The sequence below is a fragment of the Magnetovibrio blakemorei genome (genome assembly GCF_001746755.1).
GTDB lineage: Bacteria > Pseudomonadota > Alphaproteobacteria > Rhodospirillales > Magnetovibrionaceae > Magnetovibrio > Magnetovibrio blakemorei.
The window spans coordinates 1-20,457 of the sequence record NZ_MCGG01000031.1; the positions used below are offsets into that span (position 1 = coordinate 1).

17 protein-coding genes and 1 tRNA gene are annotated in these 20,457 nt (G+C 54.3%); 7 read left to right on the forward strand and 11 right to left on the reverse strand.

The genetic code is table 11. The features are described from left to right. Positions 1-355: 355 nt before the first annotated feature. Complete coding sequence (locus tag BEN30_RS10465; protein ID WP_069958329.1) at positions 356-1,252, reverse strand: LysR family transcriptional regulator; 897 nt, start codon at positions 1,250-1,252, stop codon at positions 356-358. Positions 1,253-1,321: 69 nt separating this feature from the next. Continuing rightward, the gene (gene trxB, locus BEN30_RS10470; RefSeq protein ID WP_069958301.1) at positions 1,322-2,320 is read right to left on the reverse strand and encodes a thioredoxin-disulfide reductase; all 999 of its coding nucleotides are present in this window, start codon (positions 2,318-2,320) and stop codon (positions 1,322-1,324) included. A gap of 245 nt (positions 2,321-2,565) precedes the next feature. On the opposite strand from trxB, the gene BEN30_RS10475 reads away from it, so the two are divergent. Further along, complete coding sequence (locus tag BEN30_RS10475; RefSeq protein ID WP_069958302.1) at positions 2,566-3,048, forward strand: Lrp/AsnC family transcriptional regulator; 483 nt, start codon at positions 2,566-2,568, stop codon at positions 3,046-3,048. 53 nt (positions 3,049-3,101) lie between these two features. Here BEN30_RS10475 and BEN30_RS10480 read toward each other — a convergent pair whose 3' ends face one another. The 6 genes from BEN30_RS10480 to carA form a co-directional block, all read right to left on the reverse strand. Beyond that, complete coding sequence (locus BEN30_RS10480; protein ID WP_069958303.1) at positions 3,102-3,602, reverse strand: GlcG/HbpS family heme-binding protein; 501 nt, start codon at positions 3,600-3,602, stop codon at positions 3,102-3,104. Between the two features lie 69 nt (positions 3,603-3,671). Beyond that, positions 3,672-4,448, reverse strand: a complete 777-nt coding sequence (locus BEN30_RS18355) for a hypothetical protein (protein WP_139134971.1) — start codon at positions 4,446-4,448, stop codon at positions 3,672-3,674. 136 nt (positions 4,449-4,584) lie between these two features. Continuing rightward, on the reverse strand, positions 4,585-5,058 hold the full coding sequence (gene greA, locus BEN30_RS10490) for a transcription elongation factor GreA (protein WP_069958305.1): 474 nt from the start codon (positions 5,056-5,058) through the stop codon (positions 4,585-4,587). Between the two features lie 123 nt (positions 5,059-5,181). Further along, entirely contained in the window at positions 5,182-8,445 is a 3,264-nt protein-coding gene (carB, locus tag BEN30_RS10495) for a carbamoyl-phosphate synthase large subunit (protein ID WP_069958306.1), read from the reverse strand. 56 nt (positions 8,446-8,501) lie between these two features. Further along, positions 8,502-9,182 carry a hypothetical protein gene (locus BEN30_RS10500; RefSeq protein WP_069958307.1) on the reverse strand — a complete coding sequence of 227 codons (681 nt, stop codon included), beginning with the start codon at positions 9,180-9,182 and terminating at the stop codon, positions 8,502-8,504. A gap of 4 nt (positions 9,183-9,186) precedes the next feature. Then, positions 9,187-10,350 (reverse strand): glutamine-hydrolyzing carbamoyl-phosphate synthase small subunit, encoded by a 1,164-nt coding sequence (gene carA, locus BEN30_RS10505; protein WP_069958330.1) that lies wholly within the window; start codon positions 10,348-10,350, stop codon positions 9,187-9,189. A gap of 352 nt (positions 10,351-10,702) precedes the next feature. On the opposite strand from carA, the gene BEN30_RS10510 reads away from it, so the two are divergent. The 3 genes from BEN30_RS10510 to rpoD all read left to right on the forward strand — a co-directional run bounded on the left by BEN30_RS10510 (position 10,703) and on the right by rpoD (position 15,431). Further along, positions 10,703-11,164: a GatB/YqeY domain-containing protein gene (locus tag BEN30_RS10510; RefSeq protein ID WP_069958308.1), complete on the forward strand. Its 462-nt coding sequence runs from the start codon at positions 10,703-10,705 to the stop codon at positions 11,162-11,164. Positions 11,165-11,328: 164 nt separating this feature from the next. Beyond that, positions 11,329-13,227: a DNA primase gene (dnaG, locus tag BEN30_RS10515; protein ID WP_069958331.1), complete on the forward strand. Its 1,899-nt coding sequence runs from the start codon at positions 11,329-11,331 to the stop codon at positions 13,225-13,227. 113 nt (positions 13,228-13,340) lie between these two features. After that, positions 13,341-15,431, forward strand: a complete 2,091-nt coding sequence (rpoD, locus tag BEN30_RS10520; protein ID WP_069958309.1) for an RNA polymerase sigma factor RpoD — start codon at positions 13,341-13,343, stop codon at positions 15,429-15,431. An 80-nt stretch (positions 15,432-15,511) separates the two neighbouring features. On the opposite strand, the gene BEN30_RS10525 is transcribed toward rpoD, so the two are convergent. Together BEN30_RS10525 and BEN30_RS10530 are read right to left on the reverse strand one after the other, a co-directional pair. Then, the gene (locus BEN30_RS10525; protein ID WP_069958310.1) at positions 15,512-16,090 is read right to left on the reverse strand and encodes a YceI family protein; all 579 of its coding nucleotides are present in this window, start codon (positions 16,088-16,090) and stop codon (positions 15,512-15,514) included. A gap of 33 nt (positions 16,091-16,123) precedes the next feature. Further along, positions 16,124-16,630 (reverse strand): cytochrome b, encoded by a 507-nt coding sequence (locus BEN30_RS10530; RefSeq protein ID WP_069958311.1) that lies wholly within the window; start codon positions 16,628-16,630, stop codon positions 16,124-16,126. A 467-nt stretch (positions 16,631-17,097) separates the two neighbouring features. Between BEN30_RS10530 and BEN30_RS10535 the strand changes: the two genes are divergently transcribed. Continuing rightward, positions 17,098-17,174: transfer RNA gene (locus BEN30_RS10535), tRNA-Ile, on the forward strand. Positions 17,175-17,253: 79 nt separating this feature from the next. On the opposite strand, the gene BEN30_RS10540 is transcribed toward BEN30_RS10535, so the two are convergent. Further along, positions 17,254-18,282 (reverse strand): tyrosine-type recombinase/integrase, encoded by a 1,029-nt coding sequence (locus BEN30_RS10540; RefSeq protein ID WP_069958312.1) that lies wholly within the window; start codon positions 18,280-18,282, stop codon positions 17,254-17,256. Positions 18,283-18,692: 410 nt separating this feature from the next. Here BEN30_RS10540 and BEN30_RS10550 point away from each other — a divergent pair, with 410 nt between their 5' ends. Then, positions 18,693-19,358: a hypothetical protein gene (locus tag BEN30_RS10550; RefSeq protein WP_139134972.1), complete on the forward strand. Its 666-nt coding sequence runs from the start codon at positions 18,693-18,695 to the stop codon at positions 19,356-19,358. 683 nt (positions 19,359-20,041) lie between these two features. Then, complete coding sequence (locus BEN30_RS10555; RefSeq protein ID WP_139134973.1) at positions 20,042-20,416, forward strand: hypothetical protein; 375 nt, start codon at positions 20,042-20,044, stop codon at positions 20,414-20,416. The last annotated feature ends 41 nt before the right edge of the window (positions 20,417-20,457 follow it).

Sequence of the window (20,457 nt, forward strand, 5' to 3'; positions counted from 1 at the left end):
CGAGTCTAACAGGGAGGCTTCACGTCTGGGAGACGTGGAACTCAACCGGTCCCAAAATTCCCGGGGGAGGGTATTGGGATAGATGGGACCGGGAGTCCTCCGGACCGAAGTCCGAATGTCCATGCTGCAATGCAGCAATGAACTGATTTGAATATACGGATTTATACCGCACTGCACCACAAATACTTTGGAAGTGCAGATATGCATAAAATGCATGGCTTGGGTGTGGGGAGCCGCGGTAAAAGTGTTATTTAACGGGAGGTTAGGTTGAATACCTGGTTGGGATCAAACGATTGCATTGAACCTGTTGAATGACAGTTATGTGACATTGCCCTGAAAACAAGCGGTTCCGGCCCTAGCCCTTTGGCAAATGATCATCGCGAATCTGGTTGATCAAGAAGTCGCGAAACACACCCACTCGCTTGGAATTTCGCAACTCTTCGGGATAAACGAAGTAAGTGTTGAAGCTGGGACCGGCCAATTCGGGGAGCACGTGCACAAGATCTTCGGCATGACTGGTCATGTAATCGGGCAACGCGCCGATGCCGATGCCGCTGCGTACGGCCCGATAAATGCCATAGATGTTGTTGACCTTGAGTACCGGTTGGCGCGGTTTTCCGCTTCGACCTGCATCCATGAGCCAATTGAGGTTTGACACCGGGGTGATGGCATCTTCGCCATAGATCACCAAGCGGTGGTTATCCAAATCTTCGGGAGAACGCGGCATGCCATAGCGTTTGATGTAGCTGGGAGAGGCGTAAACCAGGTAAGAAACGGACATCAACTGGCGCTGCACCAAGTCCGGCTGTGTGGGTGGACGCAGGCGAATGGCGACGTCGGCTTGGCGCATGGAAATATCCAGCTCATCGTCCGAAAGCACCAAGGACACTTCGATGTCGGGATAGCGCAGCAGAAATTCTTTGATTCTGGGCGTCAACCAGATGGAGCCCAACCCGGTGGTGGTGGTGATGCGCAATTCGCCCTGGGGCCGTTCCCGGGAATCGCGAATTTGCGCCGTGGTGAACGCCAGCTTGGAAAAAATTTCCTTGGTCGTGCGGTCTAACAGTTCGCCTTGTTCGGTGAGAATCAGGCCCCGGGCATGGCGATGAAACAACGCGATGCCGAGGCTTTCCTCCAAAGCGCCAATCTGACGGGAGACGGCAGATTGGCTGAGGTTAAGGCTTTCCCCGGCGTGCGTGAAACTGCCCGCTTCCGCCACCGCATGAAATATGCGCAACTTGTCCCAGTCCATAACACCGGTAGCTGGTTCGGGAAGGCGGTCCATGCGGGTTCCTAACGATGAAAGGGAAAGTCGCCGTGGTTACTCGGCAGCGGTGGCCTCAGATTCCAGTTCTGCGACGTAGCGTTCCGCGTCCAGCGCTGCCATGCAGCCCGTGCCCGCAGCGGTCACGGCTTGTTGGTAAGTGTGGTCTTGCACGTCACCGCATGCAAATACGCCGGGAACCGACGTCATGGGCGTGCCGGGTTTGGTCAAGATATAGCCGGAATCGTCCATATCAACTTGGCCCTTGAAAATGTCGGTGTTGGGGCTGTGACCAATGGCGATGAATGCACCGTCCACGTTGATGGTGCTTTCGGCGTTGGTTTTGACGTTTCGCAAACGCAATCCGGTGACGCCCGGTGGGGTGGTCGATCCGCCCAACGCCAGGGCGGGGCCAGCTTGATTGCCCAGAACTTCTTCCAAAACCGTATCCCAGATGACTTCAACTTTGGGGTTTTTGAACAAGCGGGTCTGGAGAATTTTTTCAGAGCGAAGCTCATCCCGGCGGTGGATCAGGGTCACTTTGGTGGCATGATTGGTGAGGTAAAGGGCTTCTTCAACGGCGGTGTTGCCGCCGCCGATCACCGCAACCTCTTTGCCGCGATAGAAAAAACCGTCGCAGGTGGCGCAGGCCGACACGCCCATGCCCATAAAGGCCTCTTCAGACGGCAGCCCCAGCCAGCGCGCCGACGCACCTGTGGAAATGATGGCCACATCGCAGGTGTAGACATCCCCGCTGTCGCCCTTAAAGCGAAACGGCCGGACCGAAAGGTCGGCTTCGGTGATGATGTCATCGATGATTTTGGTGCCCACGTGAGCCGCCTGAGCTTCCATCTGTTCCATCAGCCACGGACCTTGGATGGTTTCGGCAAAGCCCGGATAGTTTTCCACATCCGTGGTGATGGTTAACTGACCGCCCGGTTGAAGGCCGCGCACCATGATGGGTTCCAAATTGGCGCGCGCGGCATAAATGGCGGCGGTGCAGCCTGCCGGACCGGATCCGATGACCAGGGCTTTGGTGTGATGGGTGGTGGACATGGTGTGAAGGTCTCCGAACGGTAACTTTGATAGGGGCTTTGATTAGGCTTTGAAGCGGTTATAGCGCGCAAAATGAAGAACCCCAAGGATAGAAATGCCAGCGCCTTGAAGCAAGCATCAGATTGCAAGTATCGGGTGTTCTTGTCAAAAAGCGGTTTTTGTAAAAAATCTGTAAAAACGCGTTTGCTCTTGCTCCGCTCACTTGAGTAATATAATTACAAAGGGAGCAAGGAGCCCAATGTGAAATGAACGACGCACGCGTGAAACTTGATCAAATTGATCGTCGTATACTCCATGATTTGCAAGACGACGGTCGCATCACCAATGTTGAACTGGCGCGCCGTGCGGGGATTTCTGCTCCCCCATGCCTGCGCCGGGTCCGCGCCTTGGAAGAAGCTGGCTTCATCCAAGGCTATCACGGCAATTTAGACGCCCGCGCCTTGGGCTTTAACGTCACCGTGTTTGCCCACGTCGGCTTAAAAAGTCAGGCCGAAAGCGATTTGGATGCGTTTGAAAAACTGGTCAAATCGTGGCCGCAAGTGCGCGAGTGCCACATGCTGGCGGGGGAAACGGACTTTTTGTTAAAAGTCGTCGCCCCCGATTGGGAAGAATATCAAACCTTCCTCACCACCCAATTGACGGCGGCGGACAATGTCAGCCACGTCAAATCGGCGCTCAGCGTGCGCACCACCAAGCAACTGCCCGGCGTGCCCATCGATCTCGACTAACTTGGGCCAGCTTCATACGATCCAGCCTCAACGTGTATGTTCTGCGTGTTAACTTAAAACGCCAGTTCGTCGTTGATGGCTTCCAGGCCCTTTAGGGCGCAGGCTTCGTCCAAGGAGCCGCCCGGTGCGCCGGAGACGCCCACCGCGCCGACCAGTTCACCACCGGTTTCAATCACTACGCCGCCGCCCAGCATCAGCACGCCGGGAATATCGCGAACGCCACTGGCTTCTTTGCCGGCCATGGAATTGTCGGAAAGGCCCAAGGTGTTGGCGCGGAAACTCACCGCCGTATAGGCTTTCAGCGTCGCCGTGCGCGGCGTGTGCGGTCCGGCAAAACGATCACGAATCATCGCCTGGGCATTGCCGCCCTTATCGACCACGGCAACGGCGACCTGAAATCCCTCCGCCCGGCACGCCGCCATCGTCGCTTGGGCCAACTTCACCGCCAGTTCCGGCGTTAAAGACTTGGTGGTAAACGTGCCTTCAGCGTGCGCGCCACCAACCATCAGGCCCGCGCTTAACGTCATGGCCGTCAAAATATTTGAAAATTTCATGATTGTCCTCCCGCAGGTTAAAACGCGAAAAGTGTGCGGCATGGAAGGGGCCGTGTCAAAGACAGTTATTTACAAGGGAAGAAAAAAGGACAGCAGGGCCGTTGATAAAACAGACACACTCAAAAGTATTTTTATGGTCCTCAGGGTGATCGGCGCCTGTGCTTGCAAGGTCTGTGCTTGCAAACCATTAGCATATTTTATGGAGGCAAGCGGAAACATCATAAAGACAACAATGAGACCCGATAAAATGAGCAATGATGGGAGCTCTACCATAGCCAAAAGCTGGGCTTTGGTTATGGGCTCGGAACGCATTACATTTTCGAATGCCTGGGCAAGGGTCAACCAGTCCGAGGTGTTTCGGGTAGATAGTCTAAAGAAGTATAAACACACAAAAATGAAGGCGGAATTCAGTCCGCAAAAGACAAAAATGCTTGAAAGGTTAAAGGGTTTTGGCCCGCTGCGCTGCGGGACATTTTTGGCAACGTTTTTCATCAAGCGCGGTAACAGGGCAAAACCTTTGCTGATGAAGGTCTTGACCACCAAGCTTAGGGCACCACCAACCAACAAGAGGGTAAAAAATTCAGCCCCCTTAACAGGCGGAGTGGCAGACACGGCTGGGGAATGCAGGGCTGGAAAGAGAAGTGTCGGGAGGAACAAATTCGCCAGGGTTATGGCGCGAATCCACAACGATGGCGTTGTCGGCAGGGGATGCGTCGTCGGTATCCAGCGCGAAAAACCGAGCTCTACAAGGGGGCTAACCACCAACACCGCAACGGCACAAAGGACAACGCCGCCATAGACGAGTTGCAAAATGGCGTAGAGTTCATACGACGATAAGCCAAACATATTAATGAGTTAACCTGGTTCCAAAATTTATCGCCATGATTGAAGTGTCGAGAATATCTGTTCTTGGGGTGCTGGCAACAAAAAAGGCCACTGAAATAAATCAGCGGCCTTTGGTAGAGGAGCAAGAGGCGGAAGGTTAGGCGTACTCCACCTTCACGATTTCATAGAACTTAGAGCCCCCCGGCGCTTTCACTTCGACGCTGTCGCCCAAGCTGCGGCCAATCAGCACGCGGGCCAAGGGCGACGAGACGGAGATGGTGCCTTTGCTCAGGTCGGCTTCGTGTTCACCGACGATCTGGTAGACCTTTTCCGCTTCGGTGTCTTCGTCCACTAGCAAAAGCTTGGCGCCAAAGCGCACCACGTCGCCGGACAGTTTCGACGGGTCGATGACTTCCGAATGGCTGATGATGGCTTCGAGTTCCAGCAGGCGGCCTTCGATGAAGCTCTGGCGTTCGCGCGCGGCGTGGTATTCGGCGTTTTCTTTGAGATCACCGTGTTCGCGGGCGATGCCGATGGCTTTGGTCACGGCAGGGCGTTCGATGTCTTTCAACAAACGCAATTCGGCTTCTAACTGCTTCAGACCGGCTGCGGTCATTGGGATTCTGTCCATCGGACGGGTGTTCCTTAACTCGATGGTGAAACGATCAATTGTAAAATAAGAACGATGCCCCCCAAAAAGACGACGGCCCTCAAACTCAAAGGGCCGTACGCCGGGTATCACCGTTCGCGTTGGTTACAACGCCCGGTAAGGATAATCCTGCAACGCTTTGACTTCAAGTGTCCCGGTCTGCAGAGCCTTAATGGCGTCAACCGCCGCCGAAGCCCCCGCCATTGTGGTGTAGTGGGGCACGTTGTTGGTGAGCGCCGAGCGGCGGATGGAGAAACTGTCCGCGATGGCCACAGCGCCCTCGGTGGTATTCATTACCAATTGCACTTCGCCGGACAAAATCGAATCGACGCAGTGCGGACGGCCTTCCATGACCTTGTTGACGGTGGAAACCGTAATGCCGTGGTTCCGCAAGTGATCGGCGGTGCCGCTGGTGGCGGTGATGGCAAAGCCTTGATCGGTTAAGCGTTGGGCGATGTCGACGATTTCCGCCTTGTCCGATTCCTTGACCGAAATAAACGCCGTGCCTGCGGTGGGCAGCTTGACGCCCGCGCCCAATTGCGATTTGGCGAAGGCTTTTTCAAAGGTGTCGTCCAGGCCCATCACTTCGCCCGTGGATTTCATTTCCGGACCTAAGATGATGTCCACGCCGGGGAAGCGGGCAAACGGGAACACCGCTTCTTTGACGGCAACGTGTTTGATTTGTGGCGTGTCGCCCAAATCGAACGAGGCGATGGTTTCGCCCGCCATGACGCGCGCCGCAATTTTGGCGATGGGAATGCCGGTGGCTTTGGCGACAAACGGCACGGTGCGCGATGCCCGGGGATTGACCTCCAACAAAAACACCGTCGTGCCTTGAACCGCGAACTGGATGTTCATCAGGCCGACAACCTTGAGCGCGATGGCCAGGGCTTTGGTCTGGGTGCGGATGTCTTCGATGATGTCTTTGGTGAGAGAATAAGGCGGCAACGAACAGGCCGAATCGCCCGAATGAATGCCCGCTTCTTCGATGTGTTCCATGATGCCCGCGATGTAGACATCGCCAGTGCCGTCGGCCAAGGCGTCGACGTCGACTTCCACGGCCCCTTGCAGGTAGCTGTCCAACAGCACCGGGCTGTCGCCGGAGACTTTGACCGCTGAAGTCATGTAGCGCATCAAGTTGGTGTGGTCGTGGACGATTTCCATGGCCCGCCCGCCCAGCACGTAGCTGGGGCGCACCACCAACGGATAGCCGATTTTCAACGCCACCGCTTCAGCTTCGGCGATGGAACGCGCGATGCCGTTGGCAGGTTGTTTTAAGTTCAAATCATTGAGCAAGGTCTGGAAGCGTTCCCGGTCTTCGGCCAAGTCGATGGCGTCGGGCGAAGTGCCCAAAATGGGAATGTTGGCGGCTTCCAAGGCATGCGCCAGCTTCAACGGTGTTTGGCCGCCAAACTGCACGATCACGCCCAAAACTTCGCCCGCCGTCTGTTCACGCCGGATCAGTTCGATGACCGTTTCTGCGGTCAGCGGCTCGAAGTACAAACGATCAGAGGTGTCGTAATCGGTGGACACGGTTTCGGGGTTGCAGTTGACCATGATGGCCTCAAGCCCGATGTCTTTCATGGCGTAGGCCGCATGAACGCAGCAATAATCGAATTCGATGCCCTGGCCGATGCGGTTGGGACCGCCGCCCAAGATGATGACTTTTTTGCGGTCCGTGACGTCCGCTTCGCATTGGGGCGGATTGATGCCGTCGCCTTCGTAGCATGAATACATGTACGGTGTTTTGGACGGAAATTCGCCCGCGCAGGTATCGACGCGTTTGTACACCGGGCGCACGCCCAGCGCGATGCGCCGGGTGGTGACTTTGCCGAGATTGGTGCCGGTGATCTCGGCCAGACGTTCGTCGGAAAAGCCCATCTTTTTCGCCCGCAACAAGTCCACGGCGTTTTGCGGCAGGCCGCTTTTGCGCAGCGCTTCTTCCGCAGTGACGATGTCCTGGATTTGACGCAGGAACCAAGGTTCGTATTTGCACGCGCGTTGAATGCGTTCAACCGAAAGACCGTGACGGAACGCCTGGGCGATGACCAGCAAACGGTCCGGTGTGGGCCGGGCCAGTGCGGCGACGATTTTGTCCACGTCGGGATTGGCGGGATCGACGCCTTCAATTTCCACTTCGTTCAAGCCCGTCAGGCCCGTTTCCATGGAGCGCAAACCCTTTTGCAGGGATTCGGCAAAAGTACGTCCGATGGACATGGCTTCACCCACCGACTTCATGGCGGTGGTGAGAAGCGCGTCCGCGCCGGGGAACTTTTCAAACGTGAAGCGCGGAATCTTGGTCACCACATAATCGATGGTGGGCTCAAACGACGCGGGCGTGATGCCGCCGGTGATGTCGTTTTTCAGCTCATCCAAGGTGTAGCCGACGGCCAGTTTGGCGGCGATTTTGGCGATGGGAAAGCCCGTCGCTTTGGACGCCAGCGCCGAGCTGCGCGACACGCGTGGGTTCATCTCGATGACAATCAACTGACCGTCAGCGGGGTTGACCGCGAACTGCACGTTGGAGCCACCGGTATCGACGCCAATTTCGCGCAGCACCGCGATGGAGGCGTTGCGCATGATTTGGTATTCTTTGTCCGTCAGCGTCAACGCAGGTGCGACGGTGATGCTGTCGCCCGTGTGCACGCCCATGGGGTCGATGTTTTCGATCGAGCACACGATGATGCAGTTGTCGGCCTTGTCGCGCACGACCTCCATCTCAAATTCTTTCCACCCCAGCACGGATTGCTCGATCAGCACTTCATGGGTGGGTGAGGCGGCCAAACCGCCGGAGACGATTTCGTCGAATTCTTGCATGTTGTAAGCGATGCCGCCGCCGATACCGCCCATGGTGAAGCTCGGGCGGATGATGATGGGCAAGCCGATGTGCTCCATCTCCTTGCGGCCTTCTTCCAACGATTTGACCACGGCCGAACGCGGCGTGGACAGACCGATTTTGTCCATGGCGTCGCGAAATTGCTGGCGGTCTTCGGCCTTGGCGATGGATTGCTCGTTGGCACCGATGAGCTCGACGTTGTGACGTTTCAGCGCGCCGTTTTCCGCCAGCGACATGGCCGCGTTCAACGCCGTCTGCCCGCCCATGGTCGGCAAGATGGCGTCGGGTTTTTCTTTGATGATGACCATCTCCAAAAACTCGGGCGTGATGGGCTCGATGTAGGTGGCGTCCGCCATGTTCGGATCGGTCATGATGGTGGCGGGGTTGGAGTTCACCAAGATCACCCGGTAACCCTCTTCGCGCAAAGCCTTGCACGCCTGCGCGCCGGAATAATCAAACTCACAAGCCTGACCAATCACAATCGGCCCCGCGCCAACGATGAGAATGCTTTTGATGTCTGTACGTTTGGGCATGGGTTCAGAATTCCAAAAAGTGTTGTTTAACCACAGAGGACACAGAGGTCACAGAGTTAGCCGAGTCCGAGTAGTGCTTTTATCAATTCAAAGGCTGCTTGTGCCGCAGCCGCCGTTGCTCCGCTTATGATCGCGGCCTTGTTCTCGTCAACGAAATCACCAAATTTTTCGGCAATTCTCGCTAAGGGCTCAAGCAACAGTGCCGTGGCCACGCGCACATTCACTTCCGTGTCGTTCAGAAGTTCCCGTCCGCCTTCAAGAGCTTTGAGAAGAGCACCTTTTTCATGACTGAGGTCATTGTCCAGACGGTGGTCTTCTCGAAATTCTTCAATAGCCTTGTCGAGTGCAGCAACGGTCTCATTGTATGGGCTGCTGTTGTGGTCGAGGCTTACAGTGCGGTCTGAAGCGGGGATGGCATCAGACTGATAAGCTAGAAGAAAATCAGATCCGCCATGATAAAATTTATTGGCAAAAGTGTTTTCCTTAAAAATAGCCTCTTCAATCTCTCGTATACCTCGAGCAGTAATGTGGTAACCCTTTTGTTGTGTGTATTCGACTTTTTCGTCAGAAGATAAATCTTTAATAATTTCTTTTATGTATGACTCAGATAGGGCTCCAATATTTAAATTTTCGACTTCATTAAGAGGTAAATACCCAGCGTTCACATTCTTTGTCGCAAGGTTATAAAACTGAACAAGTGCGACAATCTGGTAATCAAAAAATTGAAGGCGTGGCATTTTATTAACCCTCCATCAACCGCACAAACCGATCAAACAGGTAATGACTGTCCATCGGGCCGGGGCTGGCTTCGGGGTGGTGTTGGACGGAGAAGACCGGCTTGCCTTCGAGTTTGAGGCCTTCCAGCGAGCCGTCGAACAGCGACGTGTGGGTTTCGACCACGCCAGCGGGCAGGCTTTCGCGGATCACCGCAAAGCCGTGGTTTTGGCTGGTGATTTCGACCTTGCCGGTTTCCAGGTCTTTGACCGGGTGGTTGGCGCCGCGATGGCCCATGTGCATTTTGTGGGTTTTGGCGCCCGTTGCCAGTGCCAGCATTTGGTGGCCCAAGCAGATGCCGAACAGGGGCTTGCCGCTGTCGATAATGGCCTTAATCATCGGCACCGCGTATGCGCCGGTGGCGGCGGGGTCGCCGGGACCGTTGGACAGGAACACGCCGTCGGGGTTCATCGCCAAAATATCGGCTGCGGTTGTGACCGCAGGCACCACGGTGACGCGACAGCCCGCATTGGCCAGGCAGCGCAGGATGTTTTTCTTCGCGCCGAAGTCAACCGCCACAACGTGGAACTTGGCGTCGTTTTGGATGCCGTAGCCGTCTTTGAGCGACCATTCTGTTTCGTGCCATTCGTAAATTTCTTGGGTCGAGACTTCTTTGGCCAGGTCCGTGCCTTCCAGCGACGGCCAGTTGGCGGCCATGGTCACCAGGGCTTCGGTGTCGATGCCGCTTTCTTCGACTTCGGCTGCGGGCAGATGAATGATGACGCCGTTGGGCGCGCCGCCGTCGCGGATGCGCCGGGTTAAACGCCGGGTGTCGACGCCGGCAATCGCCACCAGCTCGTTCACCTTCAGCCACTCATTTAAATGCGAAGCGGCGCGGTAGTTGGCGGGCTCGGTGATGTCAGCGCGCAAAATGCAGCCGCGCACGGCGGGTTTGTCGGTTTCAACGTCTTCGAAGTTGGTGCCGACATTGCCGATGTGGGGAAACGTAAAGGTGATGATTTGGCCCGCATAAGACGGATCAGACAAGGTTTCTTGATAGCCCGTGAGGCCGGTGTTGAAGCACACTTCCCCCATGGCAACGCCGTAAGCTCCGGCGCCCGAGCCCCAAAACACTTGGCCGTCGGCCAGCACCAAGGCGGCATTGCAGCCCGCCGGGCGGGTGTGGTTCATGTGATCGGCGTCAAAGGTGTGATCAGGGGTTTGATCCGAAGGCGCAGAAAGAATCGTCCCCTCCGTCTCGGCGGGGGCGTTCGAAATGAGGTCGGCCATGGGCGACAATCCTACAGGAGGTTGAAGGCCAGTCTGCAAGACTGCGGGCGCGCAACGTCTCACAAACGGCGATTTGGGAGTGTTTAAGGGAAACAAGGCCCGACGTCAAGACTCAGTTTTATAAAAATAGTGTTTGTTTTCAATGTCTTGGAAAGATTTGAGGATTTGCCTTTATTTGTGTTTTCGGTTAACCTCTCGCCTTTCCGCAGAATCGTCCCATTGGGGGGTGGTGATTCAAGCGAAGAGGCCCAAAATGCTCAGAGACCGAATTAAAGAATCCATGAAAACCGCCATGAAGGCAAAAGACGAAATTGGCTTAGCTGCCACCCGTCTGATGCAAGCCGCCTTGAAGGACCGCGACATCGCGGCCCGCTCCAAGGGCAACATGGACGGCATTTCCGACGATGAAATCCTCGGCATGCTGCAATCGATGATCAAGCAGCGCCGCGACAGCATCGAAATGTACGAAAAAGGCGGCCGCCCGGAATTGGCCGAGCGCGAAGCCAAAGAAATCGACGTGATCGAAAGCTTCCTGCCCGAACAAATGGACGATGATGCCGCCGCCGCCGCCATTCAAGCCGTGATGAAGGAACTGGGGGCGCAGTCCATGAAGGACATGGGCCGGGTGATGGCGGTCTTAAAAGAACGTCACGCGGGTTCGATGGATTTTGCCAAAGCCAGCGGCCAGGTGAAGGCCCAGTTGAACGCCAGTTAAACGCTTTTGAACATTCCTTGACCCCTGTGTAAAAGCCTGGGGACAGTGGTGTGGAAAAGCTGTGAGCCTTATATAATAAGTATTGAACCGCTTTCTGCCGATTTCTGGCATGATGGCGCAGTTTCAGACTTGAATTAGGCCTCAGGCGTTTCTGGGGGATGTTTATGGCGATTTCTGCTCGGTTTTTAGATGAACTGCGCGAACGTATCGGTCTTGCCGATATTGTCGGGCGCCGCACGCGCTTGACCAAAAAAGGCCATGAACACTCGGGCCTGTGCCCCTTCCACAAAGAAAAAACGCCGTCTTTTACGGTCAACGAAGACAAGGGCTTTTACCACTGCTTCGGCTGCGGTGCGCACGGATCTGCCTTTGACTTTGTGATGGAGACCGAAGGCCTGGGCTTTCGCGAGGCGGTGGAAAAGCTGGCGGGCGAGGCGGGCATGCAGGTGCCCCAGGACAGCCCCGAAGAACGCCAGCGTGCGGAACGCAAAAAATCCCTCTATGACGTGGTCGAGGCCGCGTGTGCACACTATGAAAAGGCCTTGCGCCGTCCCGAAGGGGCACAAGCGCTTGATTACCTGCGTCGCCGCGGCTTGTCAGAGCAAACCATCAAGCGCTTTCGCTTGGGCTTTGCGCCGGATCGACGCGATGAGCTGAAAGCGGCGATGGGCGCGCTGGGCATCAAAGAATCGGAACTGATCGGTGCGGGTATGCTGGTCAAACGCGATGACGGTTCGACCTATGATCGGTTCCGTGGTCGCGTGATGTTCCCGATTTTGGATCGGCGCGGCCGGGTGGTGGCGTTTGGCGGGCGTATATTGGGATCAGATAAAGGCGTTGCGAAATATTTAAACAGCCCCGAAACCGATCTTTTTCACAAAGGCAGCCTTCTGTACGCCATGGATAGCGCCCAAGTGGCGGCGCGCGCCGGACAAACCTTGATCGTCACGGAAGGCTATATGGACGTCATCGCCTTGTTCCAGGCCGGATTTGAAGGCGCGGTGGCACCGTTGGGCACCGCGTTGACGCCGGAACAAATTTTAGAGCTGTGGAAAATCACCCCCGACCCGGTGCTGTGCTTTGACGGCGACAATGCCGGACAGCGCGCAGCCGCACGGGCGGCGGAACGGACCTTGGCGTTGATTAAGGCCGGGGTCGGGTTGCGTTTTGCCACCTTGCCGCCGGGTGAAGACCCCGACAGCTTGGTGCAGAGCAAAGGCCCGGTGGCGTTTCAAGAAATTCTCACCGCTGCCAAACCGCTCAGCCAAATTTTGTGGGACCTGGAAAGTCAAGCTGGCCCCACCGACACCCCGGAAGGCCGCGCCGCGCTGCAAAAACGCCTGGATGACCATGTGCGCCGCATCGAAGACGCCACCGTGCGCAGCCACTTTCAATCCAGCTTCAAAGACCGGGTGTGGCAGTTGGGCCGGGAAAATCGCGGCAGTAGCGGCGGTGGAGCCGGGAAAAGCGACTGGAAACCGGGCGCCAAACGTGCCTTTAAGTCTGAGCGCGCCCCTGTGTTTAGCGGCGAGGCCAAGCAACACGCGGTCAAATCGGTGCGCGTGAACCTGGCTGAGGCGCGTGAAGAGATCCTTTTGGCGACCCTCATTTGCCATCCAGAGCTGTTCGAAGAGGTCGGTGAACGGCTGGGAAGCCTTGCTTTTACGACGCTTACGCTTGACAACCTTCGTCAGGAAGCTCTAAAGACACTGGCTGGACAAACCGGGTCTGAACAATCCGGAGAGGACAGCAGTCTCGAAACGGACCTTGACAGGGAACATCTTCAACGCCACCTCAGGGACAGTGGATATGCGACAATTCTGGACTCACTGTTGAGCCCACGGGTTTTCGCGCATGCCTACTTCGCCCGACCCGATGAAGATATGTTAAGCGCCCTAGAAGGCTGGAACGAGACGTACGAATTTTATTGTAGGCGTGACCTGCAGGCCGAACTTGAAGATGCCCAGCGGCAGCTCGCCGCAGAAATGACGCCGGAAGCCAATGAGCGGTTACGTGCGTTAAACTTACAAAAGTTCTTGGCCGCAGAACGGAACGCCAAATAGCCCCTTCACCGTGGGGCTTTCGGTGTTGGTAAGTCCCGGCACAGGTGGTAGAACTTCTCCGCGCAGTGTCCTGATGACACTGTGCTGGACTTGGGAAAGAACGAACACGTCACATGGCATCTAACAAAAACGCTCAAAAGACCGAACCCACAGATGGCGAAACACAAGACAGTCCCTTGCTGGACAGCCTTGGCGCCAATGTCAAAAAAATGGTCAAGCTCGGCAAAGAGCGCGGCTACGTCACCTATGACGAGCTGAATGAGGCTTTGCCCCCCGACCAGGTGTCTTCCGAACAAATCGAAGATACCATGAGCCAGTTGTCGGAAATGGGCATCAACGTTATCGAAGGCGATGACAGCGATGACGCCGGCGACGGTCCCGCCAAAGCGGAAAAAGAAGACGGCGACGACGACGACGACGATGAAGAAAAAGCCGTCGCTGGCAATGTATCAGATAGCGATGTTGGGCGAACCGACGATCCGGTTCGCATGTACTTGCGCGAAATGGGCTCGGTTGAGCTGTTGTCGCGCGAAGGCGAAATCGCCATTGCCAAGCGCATTGAAGCCGGTCGTGAAATGATGATCGGCGGGATTTGTGAAAGCCCGCTGACCATCCGCGCCATTGTGGCGTGGCACGATGCCTTGATTGCCGAACAAATTTTGTTGCGCGATATCATTGATTTGGACGCGACCTATGGAGGCGGCCCGAATGCAGCCGCTACCAACGGCGAAAACGGTGAGCACAGCGAAGCTGAGGGTGTAGACGGCGCTGCTGCTGCTGTTGTTGCGGCCCCTGTCGTTGCGGAAGCCGCTGCGCCCGCTAAGCCCGAACCTGCGCCAAAAGCAGAAGGCGACGACGAAGAAGATGATGAGGCCGAGGGCGAAAAAACTGAGGGGGATAACCGCGACGACGACGAAGACGATGACGCGGAAAACAATCTTTCTTTGGCGGCCATGGAAGCCAAGCTGACTCCGGTTGTGGTGGAAACCTTCGAAGAAATCGCCAAAACCTACAAAAAAATGAGCCGCCTGCAGGTTAAGCGCATGGACGCGATGCAGGGCGGCGAAGAATTCAAGGCGGTTCAGGAAAAGCGCTACGAAAAACTCCGCAAGGAATTGATCGACCTGATGGACAACGTGCATTTGAACAATGCGCGCATCGAACAGTTGGTGGATCAGCTCTATGACTTGAACCGCTCGATGATGAGTTTGGAAGGCAAGTTGCTGCGTCTGGCCACCAAGTGCCGGGTCAAGCGCGAAGACTTCATCGAACAGTATCGGGGCCATGAATTGGACCCGCGTTGGCTGACGGCCGTTTCAAAGCTGCCGGGCAAGGGCTGGGAAAAGTTTACCTCCAAGCACATTGACGAGATCGAGATCATTCGCGGCTCCATCGGTGAATTGGCCGAAGAAGCGGGCCTGCCGGTGACGGAATTCAAGCGCATCGTCTCCACCGTGCAAAAAGGTGAACGTGAAGCCGCGAAGGCGAAAAAAGAAATGATTGAGGCCAACTTGCGCCTCGTGATTTCCATCGCCAAAAAATACACCAACCGCGGCCTGCAATTCCTCGATCTCATTCAGGAAGGCAACATCGGCCTGATGAAGGCCGTTGATAAGTTTGAATATCGTCGCGGTTATAAGTTCTCCACCTATGCCACGTGGTGGATCAGGCAGGCGATCACGCGCTCCATCGCGGATCAGGCGCGCACCATTCGTATTCCCGTGCACATGATCGAAACCATCAACAAACTGGTGCGCACAAGCCGTCAGATGTTGCATGAAATCGGCCGCGAACCGACCCCGGAAGAACTGGCCGTGCGCTTGAGCATGCCGCTGGAAAAAGTCCGCAAAGTGTTGAAAATCGCCAAGGAACCGATCTCCTTGGAAACGCCCATCGGCGACGAAGAAGATTCGCATCTGGGCGATTTCATCGAAGACAAAAACGCGGTTCAGCCGCTGGATGCCGCCATCAACGGCAACCTGCGCGAAACCACCACGCGGGTTTTGGCTTCGCTCACGCCCCGCGAAGAACGCGTGCTGCGCATGCGCTTCGGCATCGGCATGAACACCGATCACACCTTGGAAGAAGTCGGTCAGCAGTTCTCGGTCACCCGCGAACGCATCCGTCAAATCGAAGCCAAGGCGTTGCGCAAACTCAAACACCCCAGTCGCTCGCGCAAACTGCGCAGCTTCTTGGATTATTAAGCGCGCACTGCATATTGAAACAAAAAGGCCGGAGCATTAAGCTCCGGCCTTTTTGTTTTGAACCGCCTGCGGCCCTGGTGTTATTGGCGAACGCCTTCGACGCTGAGGAAAATTTCCACTTCGCGTGATGCCGGACCTAAGTCCATTTTGACGTTGAAGTCTTTGAGCGCAATGACGGTTTTGCCTTCAAACCCGGCCCGATAGCCGCCCCATGGGTCTTTGCCTTCGCCGACCAGAACCGCGTCGATGACGATGGCTTTGGTGACGCCGTGCAAGGTGAAGTCGCCGCTGATTTTGGCTTTGTTGCCATCGGTAACGGAGATTTTGGTGCTGACGAATGTGGCTTCGGGGAATTTATCGGTTTCCAGGAAGTCGGCGCTGCGCAGGTGTTTGTCGCGCTCGGCGTGATTGGTGTCGACGCTGGACGTGTCGATGGTGACGCTGACGTGTGCGTCTTGGGGCTTGGCCGCGTCATAAGAGAACGCGCCACCAAATGTGTTGAAGCGACCCTTCAGCCAGCTGTATCCCAAATGCTGAATTTGGAAGGTGATGGAGGCATGTGCCCCTTTGGTGTCGATGGTGTAATCGGCGGCCTGCAGGGGGGCGGAATAGCCAATGGCAAGGGCGACAAGGGCGGCGGTGAGCGATAATCGTTTCATCAATTTAAGTCCTTTATGTTGTTTAAAACCAATTCAGCGCCGACCCAACATGCGGATGAGCGTGTTGTCTCGGTCCCAATAGTGGTGCTTCAAAGCTGCCGCCCCATGAACGACAACGGTGCCGATCAGGGTTATGGCCAGCCAAAAATGGAGGGTGCCCGCCACGTCTTCTTGTTTGGCGATGGTCGTGATGGTGGCGGGAACGTCGAACAGTCCAAACACAGAAATGGCCCGGCCATCGGCGGTGGAAATCAGATAGCCGCTGAACATGACGGCAAAAATAAGGATGTATAAGACCAAATGGGCAGCATGCGCGGCGTTTCGCTCCCACCTTTTGTGACCGGGAACAGGGGCAGGTGTCGGGTCCCAAAACCGCCAAGCAACCCGTACCAATAAAACGCCAAACAGCGATATGCCAATGGATTTGTGCAGATCCGGGGCGAGCTTATACCAGGAATCGTAATAGGTGAGTCCGGTCATCCACAGCCCTAAGGGGAACAAAACAAAAATGGCAAGTGCTGAAAGCCAATGAAATAAGATGGCTGTATATCCTCAGCTGCTATTAGTGTTGCGCCAAATGTTATATGTAGAAGGAGGTGCTTTATCCTGATCCTGAGATTGGGTTGGTGTTGGGGTTTGTGCCGGATTGAGTACGGAGTCTGACGGTATGGTCAATGGTTTGGCCGATGGTGTCCCAGCGGGAGGTGTGGCCGGGGAGCTTTGTGGGTTAGCCTTTGGGGAGGCGTCGGTGTGCATGTCTGGCTCACATCACTTTTCGTGGGGTCCGAATGGGCGTTCGTGGGGTCCGAATGGGCGTCGTTGCTCTTCATGGGCGACACCCTGACTCTATTTGGCATGCTCCATTGACACTAGTGACTGAAAATCGAATAGACTGTATCGAAATACGAAACAATAAAACGTATAAAAAAATCCCACACGCAAAGCTTTCGCGACCCGCTAACCCTTGCTATAAGCTACAGGCGCAAAACGCACGTACCACCTCGTGTGGGCCTGTAGCTCAATTGGTTAGAGCCGACCGCTCATAACGGTCTGGTTGCAGGTTCGAGTCCTGCCGGGCCCACCATTCTCTTTTTTAGGCGTTGTATTCATTGTATTTTTTCCTAAAATGCCCAAACCAAAAGAATAGGTTTGGGTAAATTGTTCTATTTTTGTCCATCAATTCGCTTACGGACGCTATTAGCAAGTTTCTGCTGATTCACGCCCCGGGTATATCTCGTGACCTCAGATATGCTGTCATGGCCTGTGATGGCCATGATTTCATGAACGCTACATCCCATTTCCGCGAGACGTGCCGCTGCAGCCTTTCGCAGTCCATGTGCGGAGCAATGGGGAAGGCCCGCTTCGTTACAACGATCTCGAAACCAATTGCCAAAGCCATTGGACGTGAATGGGCGATTATATTCGGTCACGAGGAAGTTCATGTCACCCGTTGGCGATGCATTAATCACCCGCTGGAGTTCATCCAGAATAGGAAGCATCAATGCTTTTTCTGTTTTTTGCTGGTAGACGGATATCCAACCATTCTTCATATACTGACGCCCCATTTTGACGATGTCAGAACGACGCTGTCCCGTGAAAAGCATGAGTGAGAGCGCAAGATGCGCTTTCGTGCCAATAGGATGTCGTTCTTGAAACTGCTTAATTTCGTCCATCGTCCAGGCATGGAAACCATGCTTGTTTCTGCTTTTCAGTTTCTCAACATTCTCAATGGGGTTCTTCTCAAGAAGGTCGTAATGCACGGCGTATTTGAACACTTGCCGTAACGCCTTGAGCATATTGTTTGCAGCTCCAGGCCGATCAGTCATGGAATCAAGAATTTTTCGAACATGCTTTGCTTGGAGTTGGTTGTATCGTTTAGAGCCGTGTTCTTCACAAAAACGATCAAGAATTCCCCTACGGGTTTTTTGGTAGCCTAGGCTAATCTCCTTAAAAGCAGAGCATTTGAAGTACTGTTCAACCAACCAACGCATGCTTCCGGAAGGTGCTCTTTGATAAATTGGTTGTGACTTAATGATCCCATTGGCAGCGTCATGATAGTCTTCCCAAAATTCAGGAGAACCTTCAGGGCCCCTTAGTGGGGTGCGCGGCCCTTTTCCAAGACGATAGTACAAGCGTACCTTTCCATGGCGATCTTTGAAGCGTTCAACATATTTGATGCGCACCGATGTCATGTCTAATCGTCCCAATCATTACGGTCATCATTGGTGGCTTCGAGCCGAGGTAACTCTTCAAATTTTTCGTCGAGCTCCTGTGTGTCAAAAACTTGACGGTTTCCAATCAGACGAGGTCGTGGCATTCGCCCGTCTCTCACCATTGTTCGAAATTTTGTAGGTCCACAACCCACGTAAATGGCGGCATCAGAAAGCTGTAGACCTCTAGGATTATGTTTAAGAATTTTCATGAGGATTTACCTCTTCAACGATTGAATCAATGGCAATTAGCCTATCATAACGCCGCGCACGAGATCTTGTGCGGCGTGTTAATATGAGCATGAAGAAGCTTTCTCGTCAACACGCTAATTGCATAACCATACTCAGTGTGTTAATACAGTGCTGTCTTTGAATATTGAATGGGTTTGATAATGGACCAAGGTTTAAGAGATAAGCTGAGTGGCGCAATTAAGCTTAATGGGGGAATAAGAAGCGTTGCTAAACGTACTGGCTTAAATGCAAGTAACTTAAGCTCATGGTTAAAAGGCCGCCCTACTGTTTCTCAAGAGAAAATAGATGGCGTCTTGAAGGAAATAGGACTTCCAGATTTAAAGCCAGCTGAAGATTATGTGCATGTTTGGCGCATTTATCAGATGAGCCCCGAGACCGATGACGCACTGTTTTTGTATTTCCCAGATGGGTTCAAGGCAACTCACATTCGGGTTGTCGAACCTGAACTGCGAGAGTTTGTTCCTCCTTGGGGAGGTAATGAACTATTTCGAGAAAGAGTTGCTGAATTCGCGTTCATTACTGATGGAAATGTTCGGGCTTCTCTAGTGGTTGAAAAGGGTTGGGACAGTTTTATGCCTCCTTTTCAACTAGCAACAGACCCTAGAGTATCCGAACGTTTTAAAGATGTTTTTATAGATGATGCTGCAAGTTTTAATATTACAAACCCATCTATCAATGAATTTGACCGCATACTCTACAAACTCGAGGCTCCTGCTAAATCTGGTTCATTGGAAGAGGTACTCCACACGATTTTTCAAGAAGGTATCTTTTATGATGAGGCAGTTAGACGACTGAAAAAAAAGTGAAAACAAGAACATGCCTTCCTAAACTCATGGGGGGCAAGTTGCTCGCGGTTCCGTCCAAGGCGGCTCCGAGTGCGGCTGTAATGGATATACCGCTGCGGTGGAAGCGCACCTTAAAGGTCGTGCGTAAGGCGCTCGAAGAGTTGGTGGGGGTGAGAGATTAAGGCTATTCGGGTATAGGCTTTTTAAGGCGATCCATTGAGGTGATAGATTGGATATGTTTTTTAGACGACGGGGTGGCGTATTGATGCAAAAGGGCTCAAAAAAATGACAGACAACCCGATGATTGATTGCCCTCCATTTATACGTCGCCAGGCGCGACTATTACCGCTCACCTTCATGGGCCGTAACGGAAATCCGTTTCGAAAACCCGAGCCCATCAACGCAATTTTGGTGGAATCCCGTCCGGCGAACGAGGCAGAAATACTACAATTTCGGCGCAAAAATCGCTGCTGAAAGACCCTCTCGAGAGCGAGTGACACCGCTCCGCTGCGTTGACCTAAAGGCAAACTAAGAAGGTCCCCGTTTGGGGCATCTTGTCTGCGAGGGGTGACGATGTGAGTCGGTCTACATCCTACCCCGGCCATCGCCGTAAGCATCTTAGCAGACCTTAGACAAGTAGACAATTGAGTGAATATGCTCACTTCCCGATATACACAAATCGATGAGAAAAAAGGATGGAGCGGATGACAAAAGCAACTGAACGCGACTGGCTGTTTCCGTTGCCCAAACACCCTGAATATCTGGCACGTTTGCTTGCGGGAAAGTTGACGCCGGATGAAATTGATGAGGCCAATAAATGGTTTCCGATGGAGATGGCGTTTGGTCCGGTAAATGAGCTACCAGAAATCAATATTTCGCGCTGTATTTTCGACCTTGATAGACCTCACGCACCGCCGCCAATGCCTTCCCCAGATGACCTTATCATCGACGAATTACCGAGCAAATATCGAGGGCGCAAATCGCCTGAAACCCTGGCTGCTGAGAAAACGTTGAGGACAACTCGAAACCGTGAAAAGGTCGACCCCAAGGCTCCTAACTGGGAAATATTAGCCCCGTGAGGTATGAAAAACTGGCAGCCTAAAGAGCATGGTGCGGTCTA